Annotated in this window: 19 protein-coding genes and 1 other RNA gene; 2 read left to right on the top strand and 18 right to left on the bottom strand. The window is 41.0% G+C overall.

Features of this window, described 5'->3' with window-relative positions; all coding sequences use genetic code 11:
- Window positions 1–164 precede the first annotated feature (164 nt).
- The 9 genes from MKY15_RS16490 to MKY15_RS16450 form a co-directional block, all read right to left on the bottom strand.
- Window positions 165–467 (bottom strand): DUF1292 domain-containing protein, encoded by a 303-nt coding sequence (locus tag MKY15_RS16490; protein WP_340764890.1) that lies wholly within the window; start codon window positions 465–467, stop codon window positions 165–167.
- Window positions 468–477: 10 nt separating this feature from the next.
- Window positions 478–897: a Holliday junction resolvase RuvX gene (ruvX, locus tag MKY15_RS16485; RefSeq protein WP_067208266.1), complete on the bottom strand. Its 420-nt coding sequence runs from the start codon at window positions 895–897 to the stop codon at window positions 478–480.
- Complete coding sequence (locus MKY15_RS16480; protein WP_067208264.1) at window positions 894–1,166, bottom strand: IreB family regulatory phosphoprotein; 273 nt, start codon at window positions 1,164–1,166, stop codon at window positions 894–896. Before MKY15_RS16480 ends, ruvX begins: the two co-directional genes overlap by 4 nt.
- Window positions 1,167–1,248: 82 nt before the next feature.
- Entirely contained in the window at window positions 1,249–3,882 is a 2,634-nt protein-coding gene (alaS, locus tag MKY15_RS16475; protein ID WP_342538038.1) for an alanine--tRNA ligase, read from the bottom strand.
- A gap of 548 nt (window positions 3,883–4,430) precedes the next feature.
- Window positions 4,431–6,881 carry an ATP-dependent RecD-like DNA helicase gene (locus tag MKY15_RS16470; protein WP_187047487.1) on the bottom strand — a complete coding sequence of 817 codons (2,451 nt, stop codon included), beginning with the start codon at window positions 6,879–6,881 and terminating at the stop codon, window positions 4,431–4,433.
- Window positions 6,882–6,896: 15 nt separating this feature from the next.
- Window positions 6,897–7,562, bottom strand: a complete 666-nt coding sequence (locus tag MKY15_RS16465) for a tetratricopeptide repeat protein (RefSeq protein WP_067208256.1) — start codon at window positions 7,560–7,562, stop codon at window positions 6,897–6,899.
- 13 nt (window positions 7,563–7,575) lie between these two features.
- Window positions 7,576–8,697, bottom strand: a complete 1,122-nt coding sequence (gene mnmA / locus MKY15_RS16460) for a tRNA 2-thiouridine(34) synthase MnmA (protein WP_067208253.1) — start codon at window positions 8,695–8,697, stop codon at window positions 7,576–7,578.
- A 23-nt stretch (window positions 8,698–8,720) separates the two neighbouring features.
- A complete protein-coding gene (locus MKY15_RS16455; protein WP_067208251.1) occupies window positions 8,721–9,863 on the bottom strand; it encodes a cysteine desulfurase family protein in 1,143 nt (380 codons plus the stop codon).
- Between the two features lie 12 nt (window positions 9,864–9,875).
- Window positions 9,876–10,295, bottom strand: a complete 420-nt coding sequence (locus tag MKY15_RS16450) for an Rrf2 family transcriptional regulator (protein ID WP_067208248.1) — start codon at window positions 10,293–10,295, stop codon at window positions 9,876–9,878.
- 131 nt (window positions 10,296–10,426) lie between these two features.
- Between MKY15_RS16450 and MKY15_RS16445 the strand changes: the two genes are divergently transcribed.
- Entirely contained in the window at window positions 10,427–11,713 is a 1,287-nt protein-coding gene (locus MKY15_RS16445; RefSeq protein ID WP_187047485.1) for a replication-associated recombination protein A, read from the top strand.
- A gap of 438 nt (window positions 11,714–12,151) precedes the next feature.
- Here the strand turns inward: MKY15_RS16445 and MKY15_RS16440 are convergent, their stop codons facing one another.
- The 4 genes from MKY15_RS16440 to MKY15_RS16425 form a co-directional block, all read right to left on the bottom strand.
- Window positions 12,152–12,481 carry a hypothetical protein gene (locus MKY15_RS16440; RefSeq protein WP_231885796.1) on the bottom strand — a complete coding sequence of 110 codons (330 nt, stop codon included), beginning with the start codon at window positions 12,479–12,481 and terminating at the stop codon, window positions 12,152–12,154.
- Window positions 12,482–12,586: 105 nt separating this feature from the next.
- The gene (locus MKY15_RS16435) at window positions 12,587–12,775 is read right to left on the bottom strand and encodes a hypothetical protein (protein ID WP_340741932.1); all 189 of its coding nucleotides are present in this window, start codon (window positions 12,773–12,775) and stop codon (window positions 12,587–12,589) included.
- Between the two features lie 88 nt (window positions 12,776–12,863).
- Window positions 12,864–13,178, bottom strand: a complete 315-nt coding sequence (locus tag MKY15_RS16430; RefSeq protein ID WP_067208236.1) for a hypothetical protein — start codon at window positions 13,176–13,178, stop codon at window positions 12,864–12,866.
- A gap of 75 nt (window positions 13,179–13,253) precedes the next feature.
- Window positions 13,254–13,808 (bottom strand): DUF5412 family protein, encoded by a 555-nt coding sequence (locus MKY15_RS16425; RefSeq protein WP_338652732.1) that lies wholly within the window; start codon window positions 13,806–13,808, stop codon window positions 13,254–13,256.
- A 453-nt stretch (window positions 13,809–14,261) separates the two neighbouring features.
- On the opposite strand from MKY15_RS16425, the gene MKY15_RS16420 reads away from it, so the two are divergent.
- Window positions 14,262–14,996 (top strand): DUF5694 domain-containing protein, encoded by a 735-nt coding sequence (locus MKY15_RS16420; protein ID WP_340741931.1) that lies wholly within the window; start codon window positions 14,262–14,264, stop codon window positions 14,994–14,996.
- A 201-nt stretch (window positions 14,997–15,197) separates the two neighbouring features.
- Here the strand turns inward: MKY15_RS16420 and MKY15_RS16415 are convergent, their stop codons facing one another.
- The 5 genes from MKY15_RS16415 to aspS all read right to left on the bottom strand — a co-directional run bounded on the left by MKY15_RS16415 (window position 15,198) and on the right by aspS (window position 20,102).
- Window positions 15,198–15,935 (bottom strand): DUF4184 family protein, encoded by a 738-nt coding sequence (locus tag MKY15_RS16415; RefSeq protein ID WP_338652734.1) that lies wholly within the window; start codon window positions 15,933–15,935, stop codon window positions 15,198–15,200.
- A gap of 322 nt (window positions 15,936–16,257) precedes the next feature.
- The gene (locus MKY15_RS16410; protein WP_187047481.1) at window positions 16,258–17,079 is read right to left on the bottom strand and encodes a DUF6612 family protein; all 822 of its coding nucleotides are present in this window, start codon (window positions 17,077–17,079) and stop codon (window positions 16,258–16,260) included.
- Window positions 17,080–17,207: 128 nt separating this feature from the next.
- Complete coding sequence (locus MKY15_RS16405; protein WP_067213910.1) at window positions 17,208–17,975, bottom strand: tRNA threonylcarbamoyladenosine dehydratase; 768 nt, start codon at window positions 17,973–17,975, stop codon at window positions 17,208–17,210.
- 97 nt (window positions 17,976–18,072) lie between these two features.
- A non-coding RNA gene (gene ssrS / locus MKY15_RS16400) (6S RNA) lies at window positions 18,073–18,253 on the bottom strand.
- An 82-nt stretch (window positions 18,254–18,335) separates the two neighbouring features.
- The gene (gene aspS, locus MKY15_RS16395; protein ID WP_342538037.1) at window positions 18,336–20,102 is read right to left on the bottom strand and encodes an aspartate--tRNA ligase; all 1,767 of its coding nucleotides are present in this window, start codon (window positions 20,100–20,102) and stop codon (window positions 18,336–18,338) included.
- Between the last annotated feature and the right edge of the window lie 9 nt (window positions 20,103–20,111).

Genomic DNA, 20,111 nt, shown 5'->3' with positions numbered 1-20,111 from the left:
CACTAGTACGTCCTGTATGTCGGAGGGCCTTAAGGACTGAAGCGACTCGAGGGGCTAGGCGCTCGAGTCAAGACATTGCTCAAGGTTCTGACCTACTCTTTCTCATCTCTCAATGAAAAAACGGAACGGCCTGTACCGCACCGTCCCGTCCGTGCACATATAGTTTACTCTTCTTCGTCTTCTTCGTCCTCTTCTGCAAGGAACGTGTTCAACATTTCTTCAATCATTTCCCACTCTGCGTCGTCTTCGATAGGCATCAATTCGCCATCTTCATTGTCTTCAGAAGGTACAAATGCAGATGCATGGATTTCGACTTCTTCGTCGTCATCCGTATCTTCTTCACCAAGTACATGATAAAGAACGTATGATTTACCGAATTCCTCTGAATCAAATGTAAAGATTACTTCACATACGTGTTCCTCGCCGTTTTCATCTACAATCGTCATTGTTTCTTGTCCGTGTTCCATTACGATCACCTCATCTATTTTTTGAATCAAGATACCCTTGGAGTATCATGATTGCTGCCATCTTATCGATAACAGTCTTTCTTTTCTTACGACTAACATCTGCATCGATTAGCACGCGTTCCGCTGCCATCGTCGTCAATCGCTCGTCCCACAATGCAACAGGAAAGCCGAATGTTTGTTTCAAAAGCTCAGCATAATCTTGAGATGCTACCGCTCTTGGTCCGACTGTATTATTCATGTTCTTAGGGAATCCTACCACAAATCCGCTCACTTCGTATTCTTTCACGAGTTCTTGGATTCTTTCCATGCCAAACTGGCCAGCACCTTCATCGACCTTTACTGTTTCAATGCCTTGGGCAGTCCACCCAAGCGCATCACTGATCGCGATGCCAACCGTTTTGGATCCAACATCCAACCCCATTGTCCTCACTCTGTTTTCCCTCCGTTTTCACGAACGTAAAACTTCACAAGTTCTTCTAGGATCTCATCCCGTTCCAACTTTCGGATTAAGTTACGTGCATCGTCATGACGTGGTATATAAGCTGGATCGCCCGAAAGAAGATAACCTACAATCTGATTAATTGGACTGTAGCCCTTTTCGTCAAGTGCCTTGTGCACATGAAGCATAACCTGCTTCACTTCTTGCTCCATTGACTCTTCAGGAAAGTTAAATTTCATCGTCTTATCGTATGACTCCATAATCGACACCCCGCTTTCAGATCATCCGTTTTATGAATCGGATATAATTACATTTCTAATTATACCCGATTTGATTCACCAGTTAAACAGATTTGACATAATCATACACGGATTGAAGGGCATCATCAAGTTTAGACACATCTTTCGCACCTGCCATTGCCATATCCGGGCGACCGCCGCCTTTTCCATCGCACTGTGTAGCTACATGATTGACGATTTTCCCAGCATGATAGTTCCCTGATTTCAAATCTTCTGTCACGCCTGAAACCAGCATCACTTTACCGTCTGCCGCTGCACCTAGGACAATGACTCCTTTTGATAACTTCTGTTTCATTTCGTCCATCATCTGACGAAGTCCATTATTATCTTTCACATCGACACGTGCAGAGATCACTGTCACGTCATTGATTTGCTGAGCAGATGCCATAATGTCCGCCAATTGACTGTTTCCGAGTTTAGCAGATAGTGATTCATTTTCACGTTGAAGTTCTTTCATTTCAGCTAACACTGATGCGATCTTCGTCACAACGTCTTTTGGATTCGATTTTAAAAGGCTTGCAGCGTTAACGAGCACTTCCTCTTCATCTTTGAATGAACGGTAGGCTTGCTGCCCCGTAAGTGCTTCAATGCGTCGTGTGCCTGCGCCGATTCCACTTTCAGATACAAGTTTGAACAAACCGATGACAGACGTTGAAGCGACGTGACATCCACCGCAAAGTTCCAATGAGTAATTCCCAACTGAAACAACGCGAACCACTTTGCCATACTTTTCACCGAAGAGTGCCATTGCACCAAGTTTTTTGGCTTCGTCAATCGGTCTTTCTGCAATATCGACAGCGATGTCTTCCCAGATTTTTTGATTGACAATCTGCTCAATTTTCTCAAGTTCTTCTTTCGTCACTTGACCAAAATGCGAGAAGTCAAAACGCAAACGGTCAGGACCGACGTAGGAACCTGCCTGGTTAACGTGTTCTCCAAGTACTTCTTTCAATGCTTTGTGAAGAAGATGCGTTGCCGTGTGATTTCGAACCGTTAGTTTTCTAGCTGCTTGATTTACTTCTGCTTGAACGGCTGTACCTTTATGCATTTCACCCGAACGAATGATTGCCGTATGCAAGTTTTGACCGTTTGGAGCTTTTTGTACATCTTTAATATCCGCAACAAATGTTGCGCTGCTAATTGTTCCTTTGTCCGCTACTTGTCCGCCACTTTCCGCGTAGAACGGAGTACGATCCAAGATGAATTGAATTTCATCACCTTCTGATGCAGTGTCAACTAATGTTCCTTCGAGTAAGAGCGCGACAACTGTTGCATCACATTGCAGTTGATTGTACCCAATGAATTCGCTTGAATCATGAATTTCACCAAGTACACCCGACTGAACATGCATTGAATCGACGTCTTGACGAGCTGCACGCGCACGCTTACGTTGGCTGTCCATTTCCGAATCGAACCCAGCCCGGTCAACCGTAACCCCTGCTTCTTCAGCAAATTCTTCTGTCAACTCGAATGGGAAGCCATATGTGTCATAGAGACGGAATGCGATAGCTCCTGGAACGATAGAAGTTCCCGATGATTTTGCAGTTTCGATCACGCCAGAAAGGATTGTCATTCCATCCGTTAATGTTTCATGGAAGCGTTCCTCTTCATTTTTAATAACTTTCATGATGAACTCTTTCTTGTCAGTCACTTCAGGATAGAAGTCTTGCATGATTTCTCCTACAACTGGTACAAGTTCAAACATAAACGGCTTGTTGATGCCCAGCTGTTTCGCAAAACGAACAGCTCTGCGTAGCAATCTTCTAAGCACATAACCGCGACCTTCATTGGACGGAAGTGCTCCATCACCGATTGCAAAAGCCACTGTACGGATATGGTCTGCAATCACTTTAAATGCAGTATCTTTTTGTTCATCTGTACCGTATCTCTCTTCGGTAAAGTTTTCAATAGCATTCATGATAGGCATGAATAGATCTGTATCAAAGTTTGTCGGAACGTTTTGGATAACTGATGCCATCCGTTCGAGTCCCATTCCTGTATCAATGTTCTTTTTCGGAAGTGGGGTGTATGTATTATCCGGATTATGGTTAAATTCCGAGAATACAAGGTTCCAAATTTCTAGATAACGTTCATTTTCCCCGCCTGGATATAATTCAGGATCAGAGAAATCGTCGCCGTATGTCGGTCCGCGATCGTAGAAGATTTCTGAGTTCGGACCACTCGGGCCTTCCCCGATGTCCCAGAAGTTTCCTTCAAGACGGATGATACGATCTTCTGCAATCCCTACTTTGTCACGCCAGATTCCATATGCCTCTTCGTCTTCTGGATGGATTGTGATGGATAGCAGCTCAGGGTCAAAACCGATCCATTTTTCATCCGTTAAAAATTCCCATGCCTGAACAATTGCTCCTTCCTTGAAATAATCACCTATTGAGAAGTTCCCAAGCATTTCAAAAAATGTATGATGGCGAGCTGTTTTCCCGACATTTTCAATATCGTTTGTACGGATTGACTTTTGTGCATTGACGATACGCGGATTAGTTGGAACAACACGACCATCGAAATACTTTTTCATTGTTGCAACGCCGCTGTTAATCCAAAGAAGTGATGCATCATCGATTGGTACAAGCGGCGCAGATGGTTCAACACTGTGCCCCTGTTCCTTGAAGTAGTCCAAAAACATGTTACGTATTTGTGACGTTGTTAGTTTTTTCATGAATGAATCCTCCTTTTAAATTGAAAACATGTGGATATCGGGTGTGGGCCTCTTATTGCAACTTTCGAATCGTAATGTCAACTTGGAGGCTCTAATGGCAACTCCGAAATTCTAATCACAACTTTTGATTTCTAATGGCAACTTTCGAAACGTAACGGCAACTCCTGATTTCAAAGCGCGACGTCGGGATATAATTGCAAACCGCTGAAGGAATGCAGCCTAAGTGCGCGACGTCCTGTCGCACAGGCTGCATTCCCGCGTCCTGCGGGCACAAAAAAATCCCCGCCCCTAATGCAAGGGACGAAGATGTTAGTCTCGCGGTACCACCCTAATTACCGGAAGAATTAAATCCGGCATCTCTGGTTGCCTTAACGCGGCGGACGGCAGGGATGAGCTGCACTCGGGAGTAGCTTTTCAACATTTTCGCTCGAGAACCCTTTCAGCCAAGGGGCTCCTTTCTGGACGAGTAAACTTGTCTACTTTCTCCGTCAACGTATTACATATGAATAACATTTCTAACTGGATTATAGAAAAGTTCCGCCTTGTTGTCAATCTGAAACTTCAAGAAATTCATAAGGCGTTACCCCTTTCATGCCAATCAGCGGATCGATTGATAGGAAAGTTTCCATCGTAAGTGAGAAAATGACAGGTTGGGAATCCTCTGAACTCACATGCGCCTCATTAGAAACCTTTGCACGCTCAGGATCAGGAGACTCCATAGCTACCAGTTCAACGACATCGCCGTTTAACCGTTCTTTTAATGTCGTCTGCCTCTCCAATTCGTCAGTTCGTGCTATACCTGCCCTGAACTCTTCAGGCTCACCACAGAGGATAAGGAAGTTTTTTGCACGAGTGATGCCGGTATACAGTAAATTACGACGCAACATTTTACGATGACCGCGGACGATTGGCATAATGACGATTGGGAATTCGCTGCCCTGGGATTTATGGATTGAACAGCAATAAGCAAGTGTCAGCTGGTTAAGATCATTGCGTTCATAGGTAACTTCAATTCCATCGTACGAAACAACTAGTAGTTCTTTTTTATCAATTGTTTCTTTCGCTTTGATAATCGCAATGACTTCACCCATATCTCCGTTAAAAACATTACTCTCGGGTTGGTTGACAAGCTGAAGCACTTTATCACCAATTCGGTAAATCGCTTCGCCAAAAACCACTTCTTTGCGTTTTGGTCCTGGTGGATTGACCATTTCCTGAATCATTTTGTTTAAACCATCAATACCCGCCGGTCCTCTATACATCGGCGCAAGAACTTGGATGTCTTTAATGCGGTGACCTTTGGTAATGGCATTTTTCACGACTTGTTCGACGACTTCGAGAATTCGATCGCTACCCGCTTTGATAAATGAACGATCCGATGTTTTCTTCGTTATGTCATCTGTCCATTCTGACCGTTTAATCATATGAGCCATTTCGATAATCGACGAACCTTCACTTTGCCGAAATACTTCAGTCAGCTCAATGATAGGGACTTTACCAGAATCTAACATATCCCGAAGTACTTGACCGGGTCCTACAGGCGGCAGCTGGTCTTGGTCACCAACGAATAACAGTTGCACATCATTGGCAAGTGCCTTTAATAACTGATGGGCAAGCCATGTATCGACCATCGACATTTCATCAATGATAATAAGACGCCCTTCAACTTCCCGCTCAGTCTCTTCATCCTTTTCCTGCCCGTTGAATCCAAGCAAACGGTGAATTGTCATCGCAGGTAATCCAGTCGATTCCGACATACGCTTAGCTGCACGCCCAGTTGGCGCCGCTAATACAATCGGAAATGGTTCTTTCTTTTTGGCATACTCTTTCGGGTCGAGCGACAATCCGTGAAGTTCTGCATACACTTCGACAAAACCACGAATAACAGTCGTTTTCCCGGTTCCAGGACCGCCCGTTAATATCATTAATGGCGAATGAAGGGCTGTTTCAATCGCTGCAACTTGTGTTTCTGCATAATTAACACCTAGCCGCTCTTCAACTTCCCCGACCGCTTTTCTTATTTCTGACACAGGAAATTGATCCGCTGTGTCATTTTCCATAATGCGCTCAAGCTTCGCAGCGATACCGATTTCTGAAAAGTAGAGGGACGGTATGTATAATCTACGTTCTTCAGCAGATAGCTTGCCTTCCTCAACAAGCACAATAATTGCCTGGGAAATATCTGAAAATGGAATATCAATGCGCTGACTCATTTCAAGCAGGCGTTTGACGTCTGGCAAAATGGCTTCCGCTTCAACGTATACATGCCCCGCTGATTGCACTGCTTGGTTCATCGAATGAAGGATGGCCGCCTTGATTCTTGAAGGGTGGTTTCCTGTAATGCCTAGGTTTTTACCGAGTTCGTCCGCACGCTGAAAACCTACCCCTTCAATTTCTTCAATAAGTCGATATGGATTTTCAGACAGCAATGAAACCGATTCTTCACGATACTTCTGATAAATGCGCATAGCGATTTGCGGTCCGAATCCCCATTCATTCAATTGGATAATTGTCCGCTCAAGTCCCATATTCTGCTCCAAAACGGAAATCAATGTCTCTTTTTTATCATCCGCTAGTTTCGGAATAGTACCAAGAACAGACGGATCGTCAAGTATCTTTTTAATAGCATCCTTGCCTAACTTTTTAACAATTGTTTGTGCTGTCTTCATCCCGATGCCCGGAAACAAATCACCTGACAGATAATGGACCAGTCCCGTTTCTGTTGCCGGCATCTCTTTCGCAAAGGTATGCACATCAAACTGCGCACCGTATGTCGGATGATTAACAAGCTTACCTGTAAATTTATAGTCATCTTCAGGATTCAGTTGTGGAAAACTGCCTTTAACGATGATTTCTTTATCTTCATTCCCACTATTCGTTTCACGAACTTTTAATTTCGCGATCGTAAAAAGGCTGTCGGGGTTATGGAAGATTGTCACGACTGGTCGTCCAATCAAAAAAACTTCATCCGTATTTCCCGCCATGTTGTTCCCTTCCATCACCGCCACCCCTTCTTATTTTCCTTCTTCACCCAACTTGATCATGTCATATATATAGCGTGCTTGAACATGTTCTGGATCGATTGTGAATGCTTTTTCAAGATGATTAAGCGCATCTTGTTTCTCTTCTGTTGACACTGCATATAAGAAACCGAGGTTATAATGAGCATCGGCACTTGCTTCGTCCTGTTCGATGATAAAACGGAATTCATTCCCGGCTTCTTTAAATAGCTCCAAATTGGCAAGAACAATCCCATAAGATAACCGAATTTCAAGATCCTCAGGTGCCAGTTCTGTCGCTCGCTGTAAATAAGGCAACGCTAATTTCTCATTACTCGAACGTTCGAGACTTTTCCCGAGCATGAAATAAGCGTCCGCCTCTTCGACACCTTTGCGGACTGCCTTTTCATATAATTTTGCTGCTTCTTCAAAACGATCTTTATTGTAATAAAGATTGGCAAGACCATAAAACGCTGTGCCTGCTTCAGCATCAAGTGTAATCGCTTTTTGGAAAAATGGTTCTGCTCTTTCAGCATCTCCAAGTGAAGCGAAAACATTCCCTAAATTGATATAACCGACTGCATTTTCCGGGTCCTTTTCGACCCCTTGCATAAATGATTCGACTGCTTTTTCATATTCGCCATTTTGTAGTGCGGCGATTCCAATTTCATTGTATTCCATAGTTAACTTCCCCTTATCCAACATAATCAAGTTGTTTACCGTTTTTGATAACTGTATCGATTGTTCCCCCGCCGAGACATTCGTCTCCATCATAGAAAACGACGGCCTGTCCAGGTGTGATTGCACGCACTGGTTGTGCAAAGTGGACGATTGCACTTCCGTCTTCAGTTAGTTCAACTGTGACGTTGGTATCCGGTTGACGGTAGCGGAATTTCGCTGTACAACTGAATTTTTTCGGAAGTTCACGTACAGTCGAAAAACTGACGTCAATTGCTGTCAAACTATCGGAATAAAGTGCATCGTTATCAAAGTTTTGACCAACGAGAAGGATATTTTTCTTCAAGTCTTTGCCAATAACGAACCATGGTTCTCCAGCTCCGCCAATACCAAGACCGTGACGTTGACCAATCGTATAGTACATAAGCCCATCATGACGGCCTACAGTTTCGCCTTCCATCGTCGTCATATCTCCTGGTTGAGCAGGAAGATATTGACCAAGGAATTCCTTGAAATTCCGCTCTCCGATGAAACAAATGCCCGTGGAATCCTTTTTCGCCGCTGTCGAAAGCCCAGCTTCAACCGCTTTTTCACGCACAGCGCTTTTTTCCATATTGCCAATTGGGAACATCACTTTTTGTAGTTGATCTTGTGTCAATTGATTCAAGAAATACGTTTGATCTTTATTTGCATCTTTCCCGCGCAACATTGATACGCCGCCTTCTACTTCTACGACTTGTGCATAATGACCCGTTGCTAAATAGTCTGCACCTAGACTCATTGCATGCTCAAGAAACGCTTTGAACTTGATTTCTTTATTACACATGACATCGGGGTTCGGTGTACGACCCGCTTTATATTCTTCAAGGAAATACGTAAATACTTTATCCCAATATTGTTTTTCGAAATTGACCGCGTAATAGGGTATTCCGATATCATTACAAACACTGATAACATCTTCATAGTCTTCCGTTGCAGTACAGACACCGAATTCGTCTGTGTCGTCCCAGTTTTTCATGAAAATACCGATAACTTCATAGCCTTGCTCTTTCAGCAATAGTGCTGCAACAGACGAATCTACGCCGCCCGACATACCGACAACAACGCGTGTTTCTGCTGGTGATTTAGTTGTTTTCATTCTATTTTTCATCCTTTATATTTTCATTTCACAGACCGTTTGACGATTTCAGCCGTTAGTTGCGCTGCTTCCTTAATCGTTTCCTCAGTAAGACCGAGACCAAAACTAAATCGGACCGAATTTCGTAATTTGGAAGACCCTTTACCAAACATAGCAGTCAAGACATGCGACGGATCAAGTGAACCCGCAGTGCATGCAGATCCGCTAGACACGGCAATCCCCGCCATATCGAGATTCACTAGGAGCGATTCAATATCTGTCCCAGGGAAGCTGACATTCATTATATGCGGCAGTTTTTCCGCACTTTTTACATTCATTTCGTAAGTGACATCTTGTTGGTTAAATACGTCAGTCATAATGGTTGCGTAGTTAGAATAATTCACAGTATTTTGTTCCATCGCCTGTTGTGCAATTAATACTGCTTCAGAAAAAGCAACAATCGCTGGAATATTTTCGGTTCCTGCGCGTCGTTTGCGTTCCTGTTCGCCCCCGAAAAGAACTGGTGTTGTATCAAGTCCTTTACGCTGATAAAGGAAACCGATTCCTTTTGGACCATTCAATTTATGAGCTGAAACTGATAACAAATCAACGCCGAGTTCATCCACATGAAGTGGAACGATTCCATAAGCTTGAACAGCGTCCGTATGGAAAACGGCTTGGTGTTCCTTCAGCAATGCCCCAATTTCACGAATCGGCTGAATGGTACCCACTTCATTATTGCCATACATAATCGAGATAAGAACCGTTTTGTCTGTCAGTGCTTTTTGCACTTGTTCCACAGTTATTTGTCCATTGTCATCGACTTCTAAGTAAGTTACTTCGAAACCTAGCAGTTCTAGTTGTTTACATGGATTTAATACAGCGTGATGCTCAATATTCGTCGTGATAATATGGTTCCCTTTGACCTTCATCGCCATAACAGTCCCAAAAACCGCGGTGTTGTCCGCTTCCGTACCGCCCGAAGTGAAAATGATTTCCGACGGTTCTGCGTGGATTGACTGTGCTAGCGTTTTCCGTGCGTCATCTAGCCATTTCCGTGCTTCTCTTCCAAAACTATGGATACTGGAAGGGTTACCGAAAACAGATTCAAGTGTTTCTATATAAGTAGCGCTTACTGCCGGATGAACCGGTGTCGTCGCCGCATGGTCAAGATAAATTTTAGTCATAATAAGACTCCTTTAAATGTAAAACATATAACTATCGCGCTCATCTTTTTCACCCGACTTCATCAAGTCTTCAATCGTTGTTGTATCGAGGACACTGCGTACCGCCTCGCCAATCCGTTTCCAAAGTTCTTGTTGCGGAATATCAGATCCCTCTAGTCCCTCTACAACTTGGATGGGTCCTTCAAGAATTCGGATAACATCTCCCGCAGTAATTTCCGTCGGTGGCTTAGCCAGCATATATCCGCCATAAGCGCCGCGAACACTTTTCACAATTCCACTGTTACGAAGTGGGGGAATAAGTTGCTCCAGATATGCTTCAGACAACTTCTGTTCTTCCGCAATTTTCCGTAGCGGTACTGGACCTTCCCCGAATTTAGAGCCAAGTTCAACAACTATTGTTAATCCATATCTACCTTTTGTAGAAATCTTCATATCTATCCCGTCCTTTTACGATTGCTTCAAAATATTATAGCATAACTGACCCTCAAGCTTCCTTAAAATGATTTACGGTTGTCTAACGTGTATAATAGAGGAACGGATGTACTAGGTAAGGAGTGAATAAGTTGCAAAATGAGCCATTGGCGTTTCGCATGCGCCCAAGAACTATAGATGAAATTGCTGGACAAAAGGATATTATTGGTGAAAAGACGGCACTTTACCGAATGATAAAAAACGGTCATGTTCCATCTATGTTGTTGTACGGGGAACCCGGAATCGGTAAAACGTCACTCGCCCATGCAATTGCAGGTACTAGCAATCTGCCTTTCATCGCCATGAATGCAACAGTTTCAGGGAAGAAAGATGTCGAAGACGTTGTAGCAGAATCACGCATTACAGGGAAAGTTCTACTATTCTTAGATGAAATTCATCGTTTCAATAAATTACAGCAAGATACATTACTGCCACACGTCGAAAGTGGAGCAATCGTCTTAATAGGAGCAACAACTGAAAATCCATACCACGACGTCAATCCCGCCATACGTTCCAGATGTGGTGAAATCCGACAATTATCCAGATTAGAGCCAATAGACCTAATGGAAGTGCTTCAAAAGGCGATGGCAGATGAAGAACGCGGGCTTGGAAAAATGCCGATTACCATAACTGATGAGCAGCTTACATTGATTGCGGAAGGTGTTAACGGTGATGCACGAAAAGCGTTAACTGTTCTTGAGTCTGCCGTTTCCGCAAGCGATGAAGTCGATGAAAAAATAATCATCGAAGACTGGCTACTTGAAAATCTGCTTGGACGTATCGGGTTATTTGGGGATAAAAAAGGTTCACACTTTTATAATTTATTGTCAGCACTTCAAAAATCAGTCCGTGGTAGTGACGTTAATGCCGCTATTTATTATCTTGCAAATCTTCTCGAGACTGGCGATTTAGTAGCCGTCAATAGACGCTTGCTTGTGATGGCCTACGAAGATGTCGGATTAGCTTCACCAGAGGTTGGACCACACGTATTAGCGGCGACAGACGCAGCGGTGAAGCTCGGCATGCCGGAAGCGCGTATCCCACTCGCAAACGCTGTTATCGAAATGTGCCTGGCCTCTAAGTCGAATTCAGCTTATAAAGCATTCGATGCGGCTGTAAAAGCGATTAACGAGGGCAAAACCGGAGATATTCCATTGCATTTACGGGACGCACATTATGCCGGTGCGGCGAAGCTCGGTCACGTCGGCTACAAATACCCGCATGACACACCACTCGGTTCCTTCGGAGGCTGGACTAACCAGCAGTATTTACCCGATAAATTAAAAAACTCGGAGTTTTACAAGCCGGTTATAGCAGGAGAAGAAAAAAAGATGGCTGCAATTTATGATAGGTTGAAAGAATTTCGGAAAAAGAAGTGACTGGAATATCTAAAACCCCACCCTAAATGAATTTCCCAAGCGATATAAGACCCATATAAACCCCCAAATAGGCAGTCTATTCTCTACAATCTAATAGAGAATAGACTGCCTATTTTTCTTGAATATGATTTCCATAATACAGTCTTCATGCTCATTTCTGTATTCTTCTTACACAGAAGGGAAACAGTCAAAAGTGTAATTTTTCACTTATTCCCATCTAAATTGCCAGTTACAAAAAATGCGCCTCTACTTTTTTGTAGAAACGCACCCAGTTATATAGTCTGTACTTAACGAATGGGTTTTTTTCCAACTATGCTTCTTCTTTTGGTGACGGCCTCACGCTTGTCGCTCCTTCGCTAGATTTGTTCGTTATCTGGGAGAGGTATACCACCTAGTTTACCCAAAATGAGTAGTGCCGCATTTTTAGTTGAGGAATTGTTATTTTTTTAAGCTGTCTAACAAAACATAACCAAATACAATCCCAGCTGTTGACGTGAATGTAGTATCTCCTAATAGCAGAAACTCTTTTGCGAATAACAAATTCAACCCGAAATAAATAGACAGAATAGGTATCATTGCTATATAAAGAGACGGAATTCCAATTGCAACAACCTTAATCCAATCAAACGACCATTGCTTTTTTTCTTTAATCTCTATAATTAATTTAGGGAATCGTAAAAAAAATCCAATAAAAACAGGAAAAATAGTTATAAAAATTAAATAAGGCATTATATTAAATGTTGTTGCCGACTCTTCTCTTAATCGCACTTTATAATCCATTCCTAGATAAAAAATAAATCCCATAACTACTACGGAAACGAAATAAAATAAAAATCTTTTAATTTAAGACTCCCCCCTTCAACTTTCCTCTTATTAAAACGGTCCATTTTGCTGGTCATTCCGCGCCACTTCTCGTAGAGAACCGGCTACCGCTGAGTTTTGATTCACTGACTTTTCCTGTTCTTTAAAATCATATTTTCGCCCAGTCAAAAAATCCACAAGATATCCACCTACAAGCAAAGTTACAATGGAACCCCAGAAAACCCACATCACCCAATGCATTACATTCCCTCCCCTTTCCACAATCCAAATACCTAATAAGAGAAGTGTGAATTAATTATTTCAACCTTATAAACTGGAATTTGACATCCTACTTCGCTGCTCGGTCACGATATACAATCAGCGTAATTACATTTAATAGGATGGTAACGATGAGAAGAACTGCCGCAACGAACGCCACAGCACCCGTTGTGTCCATAAGAGCAGACCAATCCTCAATCTTTACCAAGTGATAGTTATAAAAAATCTGGAAACATAGCGAAATAGCACAAGCACTGATGCTCATAATAGTAAGAGGGACCCAATTCTTTTGGTTCTGCTTTTCATATCGCATCAGATTAACAACAGGAAGTATCCAAGCAATTAGCCCAAGCACTAAGCTGCCAAGATTAAGCAAAACAATCATATCTAATCCCCCCTTTATATTTTTCGTTTCTTCATTCTTGTTCAACAGTCCTGCCCCTAAACCAAACAAGAGTCGTTAGTTTTGATAGCAAGTCTCATACTGATCTTTCATTATCCAGCTTTGACATACTAACCCACTTTCGTGATAAATTTCTTTGCCGATTTCCAACTCAATACTTCTATTTGAATTTGGATACTTAATTTCTTCATTTATAATATATAAAGTGTTTTCATCCTTCCACTCCATAGAAAAATAACTTTTTGCATCACTATAATAAACTGTCTCAATTTTATCATCCACTTCATTATAAGTGATTTCTATCCATAGATTGACACCTCCAGCGGCACCACCATATGTCATGTAGTAAGCATTAGCTGTATATTTTTCTGTCGGAGAATTGACAGGTCCCTTGTAAAATTCACCTTCAAGATTATCAAATGTGAAAAAATAGTTCGCATATATAAATAGCCCAAAAAACAAAATAGTACCTATCAAAAAAGCAATTAGAAGTTTTTTTGGAAAATGATTCTTTTTTATAAAGTAAATAATTAGTTTGACACAAAAAATGAATAATATTAATATCGTAGTTAAAAAAACTAAGAAACCAAATATATTTAAATAAATATTCACATTTCCTCCTTTAGATGTAAAATCGATCTACACATTACTTAAATTAGGAATCTCTCTACTACTAGTACGTTCATTGTGACTGAATAGTTTCAATAAATAAAAATCAACATTCATTTAACGTTACAAAAATTTGATATTAATTACTCTAAGACCGATAATTAAGTCCATTTACTCTATACTGTTAGTACCAAAAGATTAATCGCTATCTAACTCTAGCTATAAATTTTAAGCGGAAAATTACGAAAAAAGAGAGATAACAGTATGTTTAAAAACAAAAACACTGAAATCTTATATGACCGTTTTTGATTCTTGGAATAGCTTAATTAACTATCTACAAAAAAGTATTCACCTTATTACTTTTTCTGGTTAAAAGCTACATTTTGGATAATATACAATTAATTGAAAGAGTAATAACAATCTTCAACTACAATATCTTTACAGTGGAGGGTTAACATGATTCCAGAAGTGATGATCGTCGGGGTGTATCATTTAGGAGACACATCGGATTTAATCAATGTTGAACGCAAAAACGATATTGATTTAGAGCTAGAAGCAAAGGAAGTTGTTGACGCACTAAGTCGGTTTAATCCGACAAAGTTAGCTGTCGAAGCTGATCGGGAAGTACAATCGAAGTTAAATGAAAGTTATCGAAAGTATCTATTGAATGATCCGACCCCAATGAAAAATGAAATAGAAACGATTGGTTTCCCTTTAGCGAAGGAATCGGGCATAAGCGAAGTTTCTTGTATCGATTGGAGGGGGGACGATAATGAAATAGCAACAATAGGCGATATTTTTCAGTATGCAAAAGAGTATGAACCCGAACGCTATAAGAAAATAATGACAACGTACATGGAACCCATGCAACGTGAGGCAGAAGAATGGTCCAAACTCCCGATTTTAGAAGGCTATAAACGTGTGAATGAAGTAGAAACTGTTAAAAAGATGCACCAATTTTACATGGAATTTGCGATGATTGGAAAAGAGAAAGATTATTACGCAATGGATTGGTTAACTTGGTGGTACAAACGAAATTTAATACTCTATACAAATGTGAGAAGGTTGATATCAACTCCACAGGATAGAGTTTTGCTATTAATCGGCGGCGGCCACGTTCATCTTATTAAACAGTTTTTGGAGGAATCCGGAGTATGTACGGTGGTTGATGCGAATAAATACTTAAATTAAATAGGTGGAGTGTTCTTTCAGTGGGTAACATTAAATTAGATTATGAGTAAGAATATAATAAGTACCCCTTTTTCTGGGGCGCTTATTATATGCTTTACTTGGTTTTATTTAGGATTTGATAATCAAATGAAATACGTTTTTCCACAGAACCTACCCCAATCTGTACTTATCTTCATGTTCCTAAAATCCAGGAAATATTAATTACATTCGAACATATTTTTTCAACAAAGAAATTAGGAATAAACTTAGTAAAGAAGAGTCTATAATTCTAACGACCAATATCCCATAACTGGTTATCGAAACAGGGTCAATAAGACACCACAACGATACAAATAATACTGTTAAAATGAATAAAGAAAACCAAAAAATAATTTTTTTCTTAGGATAAACAGTAATATGCTTATGTTTTCTCTGGGTCAATGCTCTATAATACATGTAAACTAAAATCATTGTTATTCCAAATAATGTACTCCCATGTTGTAAAAATTTATACAAAGGTATAGCAAAACCATAGATGTTATAGCTGTGAGTGAATAAAGCCGGAAATTTTAACACCATATATCCGTTTATATGAGTGAAAGAATCCCATACAACGTGAGTTAACATACCGAACAGGGCAGAATAACAAAATACAACTACCTTTAATATAATAGTCGAATCTACTCTTTTCATATAAGTATCTTGTAGAATAGTTGGTAAATGATTGAATAGAATTTGGTGTACAAATATATGGTAAATTACATAAACGATTGTCACCAAGGGTAAATTAAACAAAACGAGCCCAGTAAAAGTATGTCCAATGTCCCCCATTGGTTGGCCTCTCAAAAAGTATTCAAAATCAGGAGCCATACTACCGAATACCATTGCAGAAAAGTTAATATATTTACTTTTTCTTGAGAACGGAAGTATGGCTGCTGGGTGAGCAAAAGTTAGTGGCATGCTATTACACTCCTAGTTGTTTTGTTAAATTTTATTTCAGTTAAATATTGATAGTCTTAATCTATCATAAGAAACTTCGAAATAAACAGTGGAGTAATCCCTCATGATTGAAATCCCAGTTATCAACCATATTAATATGTAATTAAATGAAAGTTCTTTCATAGTAATGTTGATGGTTATTCAGCCCAATTAGCATAAAGCTTGTTATGCCCGCCACACTTTCAATATAAGCTCCTGCGAGACAATTACTCGATATTCAAAATAGCATATGCAAAACCCTCCTAAAAGTTAAACTTTCAGGAGGGTTTTTACTGAGTATTTTTTAGTTAGCTGCAGCTTCTAATAGTTCTGCCGGAACCTTTACATCATCCACGTTGTCGTAGTGACTATAAACTGCATTGATCGTTTGTTTAACTCGATGGGAATTACCATCAACTTGTACCATTGAGTACGTTGTTGTATCAAGTGTCATTTTGAAATCAGTTACATAGAATGATTTGCTATCAATTCCAATCACAATGTCGAATTTATTAATAAGGGGAAACTCACTGTCCACTACATCTACATCCGTATCGCTACCGTTGTTCGACAGGTACAGTGTTTTTTTAAATTCTTTATATTGTTCTCTCGATAATGACAGCCTTAAGTTATAACCATAGTCAATCGGTTCTAACACAAAATCGTTTTCAAAGTCGTTAAAAAACGCGAGGTCCAGTGTTGGCTGAACATTTTCAATCATCGAACCGAATAATTCAGCAATCGAACCGGACTGCAACTCTTCCCATTCCTTTACTTTCGTATCCTTAATGAAAACACGGTCATTTACTTTATATACTTCCGCATCCCATGGATCCCCATTTATCGGTTGCGGTCGCACTTTTACGTCCTGTTTAACTATTTCTGGTTGTAGCGCAGCATCTGAAGTCATTTCATATTTCACGCTATATCTTTCATCAGGTGCTGTTGTTTTCCAAAAATCATCATAAGAGATATGTGTACGCACATTTTTCAATTTAGCAGAGGCATCTTTCGCTTTTTCGAAAACGTCTTGTGCAGTCATCCCCTGTTTCGCTTCCACATTGCCACATGCTGTTAATAAAAGGGCAACTAACCCAAAAACAAATACCTTAAACACTTTATTCACACATAAACACCCTTTCTAGCAATCCAAGTTCATTTTCATAAGCAATCACTCTATTATACCTCTACCCATATTTTGGTGACAACCAAAAAGGTACCGCATGAAAAAGCTTATCCATACGGTACTATCCATTATACTTTATCTTTCACTCGCCGGATAGGAATATCGGCAACGATATCATTCATTACCCAGCTGGCGCAGACAAGACCGGCAACTGATGGGACGAATGCGTTCGATGCAGGCGGCATTTTCGCTTTTCGAATGAAGGCATCAGGTTTACCAACTGTGTCAACAACTTCCGGTCTCACGACAATGGGGCTTTCATCAGAAAAGACCACTGACACTCCTTGATAAATACCTTCTTTTTTAAGTTTGCGACGAATTACTTTCGCTACCGGATCTGTATGCGTCTTTGAAATATCCGCAATTTGAAAACGGGTCGGATCCATCTTATTAGCAGCGCCCATACTCGATATAATTTTCACGTTACGTGCGACACATTCTTTAATCAAATGAATTTTAAAGATGATTGTATCAGATGCATCGATGACATAATCAGGTTTGTAACTGAAAAACTCTTCAGCTGTCTCTTCCGTATAAAACATATGGAGCGAAATCACTTCACACTCTTTATTAATATCAGCAATGCGCTCTTTCATCACTTCTGCTTTAGAACGGCCGACTGTCGACAAATTAGCGATTAGCTGTCTATTAATATTCGTTATGTCAATATCGTCCTTATCGACAAGGATAATCCGTCCAATTCCGCTCCGCGCACATGCTTCTGCCGCAAATGAACCGACTCCTCCAACACCAAGTATCGCGACAGTCATGTCCCGCATACGATTTACACCTTCTGTACCTATGGCTAATTCATTTCTTGAAAATTGATGTAACAATTGAAATTCCGCCTTTCCATCCATTATAAATTTAAATTTTTCCCCAATAAAAAACCCCTCCGCACGTAAGTCAGAGGGGTGTATGATCATGTAAGTAACGAATCCCAAATGTGCCGTCTTTGTAGTATCGCTTTGAACCCGCTCTCAGCAGGTGGGTGTCCTATCCGATTCTTTTGAGGTCCCGACTAAAGGCATGTCATCCGACTCGAAATGCGGACTCCCGACGAAAAAATGTTCGGTCAAAACTGATTGGCAAATAACGAACACTTCAGGATTCGTATTACATGTATAATAACATACATCTTTAGTCAGTTCAACGATTTCACGGAAATAGTTTTTACATTTTTCTAACTTAACTGATTACCGTTTACTCTTTGCCATCACTCGAATTCCAAGTTCAGCTAGTTGAGTATCGTCAACGTGATCAGGCGCTGACGTTAACAGGCAGCTTGCACTCGCTGTTTTCGGAAATGCAATAGTGTCGCGCAAGTTCGTCGAACCAGATAACAACATTACAATACGGTCGAGACCGAATGCAATTCCGCCATGCGGAGGTGTTCCATAGTCAAATGCTTCAAGAAGGAATCCGAATTGTTCGTTCGCTTGTTCCTTACTGAATCCAAGTGCTTCGAACATTTTTTCCTGAACATCACGTTTGTAAATCCGTAGTGACCCACCACCAAGTTCATAACCATTTAAAACAAGGTCATAGGCTTGTGCTTTTACTGTCTCAGGACTTGTTACTAGTTCTTCCACATCTGCCGGCATTGTAAATGGATGGTGTGCTGCCTGGTAGCGACGAGCTTCTTCGTTATATTCGAACAGAGGCCATTCAGTTACCCAAAGGAAGTTGAACTTCGATTCGTCAATTAAGTCGTGGTCTTTTGCAAGCTTAGTACGTAGTGCTCCTAATGTATCTGCGACAACTTTCTTTTTGTCTGCTACAAATAACAATAGATCTCCTACTTCAGCATTCGCTGCAGCTTTTAGTCCTTCGCCCTCTTCTCCTTCGAAGAACTTCGCGATAGGTCCTTTCAGACCTTCGGCATCGACTTTCAACCATGCAAGGCCTTTTGCGCCGTAGACTGCTGCAAACTGGCCAAGTGCGTCGATGTCCTTACGAGAATAGCTATCCGCTACTCCTTTTACATTGATGAGTTTAACTTGCCCACCTGACTCGATTGCTGCCGTAAATACTTTGAATGAAGAATCTTTAACGACGTCAGAGACATCTGTCAGTTCCAATGCAAATCGCGTATCCGGTTTATCTGAACCGAAACGCGCCATTGCTTCGTCATAAGGAAGACGTTTAAATGGAATTTGAACATCGATTCCTTTTACATCTTTCATTACCTTTTGCATCATTCGTTCATTCAATTCAATAATATCTTCAATTGACATGAAACTCATTTCCATATCGATCTGAGTGAACTCCGGCTGGCGATCAGCGCGAAGGTCTTCATCGCGGAAACAACGTGCAATTTGATAATAACGGTCGAATCCGGCTACCATCAGCATTTGTTTGAATAGTTGTGGTGACTGTGGCAGCGCGTAAAATTCGCCTTCGTGAACTCGGCTAGGTACTAGATAGTCGCGTGCGCCTTCAGGTGTAGATTTCGTTAGAATCGGCGTTTCTACTTCGAAAAACCCTTCATCGTCAAGGAAGTTACGGACTGTTTTAGTGATGTCTGAACGCAATTTGAACGTATTCGCAAGTTTTGGACGGCGTAAATCAAGGTATCTATATTTCAGTCTAATTTCTTCATTCACGTCTGTTTCATCTTCAATCATGAACGGCGGGTTTTTCGCCTCATTCACGATGTTCAATTCAGTAACTTGAATTTCAATCGAACCGGTTTTCAATAGCGGATTTTTCTGGCCTTCTGCGCGCTCAACAACTAAACCTGTTAGCTCGATTACGAACTCATTGCGCAGTTTGTCTGCCGTCACGATTGCTTCGCTTGAAAAACTCGGGTTAAATACAGCCTGAACGATTCCTGAACGGTCCCGTACGTCGACGAAAATTAGTCCCCCAAGATCCCTTCTTTTTTGAACCCATCCTTGTAATGTAACCGGTTGTCCGATTACCTCTTCTGTCAATTCACCACTATAATGTGTACGTTTCATTGCCTTCAT

The sequence above is a fragment of the Sporosarcina sp. FSL K6-1540 genome (genome assembly GCF_038620285.1).
GTDB classification, from domain to species: domain Bacteria; phylum Bacillota; class Bacilli; order Bacillales_A; family Planococcaceae; genus Sporosarcina; species Sporosarcina psychrophila.
This window is presented reverse-complemented; position numbering and strand designations above follow the sequence as displayed.

Excerpts from the sequence above, each read along its gene's own strand:
- mnmA (WP_067208253.1), bottom strand. The coding sequence starts at position 8,697 with ATGAAAACAACTAAATCACCAGCAGAAACACGCGTTGTTGTCGGTATG.
- alaS (WP_342538038.1), bottom strand. The coding sequence starts at position 3,882 with ATGAAAAAACTAACAACGTCACAAATACGTAACATGTTTTTGGACTAC.
- MKY15_RS16455 (WP_067208251.1), bottom strand. The coding sequence starts at position 9,863 with ATGACTAAAATTTATCTTGACCATGCGGCGACGACACCGGTTCATCCG.
- MKY15_RS16450 (WP_067208248.1), bottom strand. The coding sequence starts at position 10,295 with ATGAAGATTTCTACAAAAGGTAGATATGGATTAACAATAGTTGTTGAA.
- MKY15_RS16435 (WP_340741932.1), bottom strand. The coding sequence starts at position 12,775 with ATGCATTGGGTGATGTGGGTTTTCTGGGGTTCCATTGTAACTTTGCTT.
- aspS (WP_342538037.1), bottom strand. The coding sequence starts at position 20,102 with ATGAAACGTACACATTATAGTGGTGAATTGACAGAAGAGGTAATCGGA.
- MKY15_RS16415 (WP_338652734.1), bottom strand. The coding sequence starts at position 15,935 with ATGCCACTAACTTTTGCTCACCCAGCAGCCATACTTCCGTTCTCAAGA.
- MKY15_RS16490 (WP_340764890.1), bottom strand. The coding sequence starts at position 467 with ATGGAACACGGACAAGAAACAATGACGATTGTAGATGAAAACGGCGAG.
- MKY15_RS16480 (WP_067208264.1), bottom strand. The coding sequence starts at position 1,166 with ATGGAGTCATACGATAAGACGATGAAATTTAACTTTCCTGAAGAGTCA.
- MKY15_RS16420 (WP_340741931.1), top strand. The coding sequence starts at position 14,262 with ATGATTCCAGAAGTGATGATCGTCGGGGTGTATCATTTAGGAGACACA.
- MKY15_RS16465 (WP_067208256.1), bottom strand. The coding sequence starts at position 7,562 with ATGGAATACAATGAAATTGGAATCGCCGCACTACAAAATGGCGAATAT.
- MKY15_RS16430 (WP_067208236.1), bottom strand. The coding sequence starts at position 13,178 with ATGATTGTTTTGCTTAATCTTGGCAGCTTAGTGCTTGGGCTAATTGCT.
- MKY15_RS16470 (WP_187047487.1), bottom strand. The coding sequence starts at position 6,881 with ATGGAAGGGAACAACATGGCGGGAAATACGGATGAAGTTTTTTTGATT.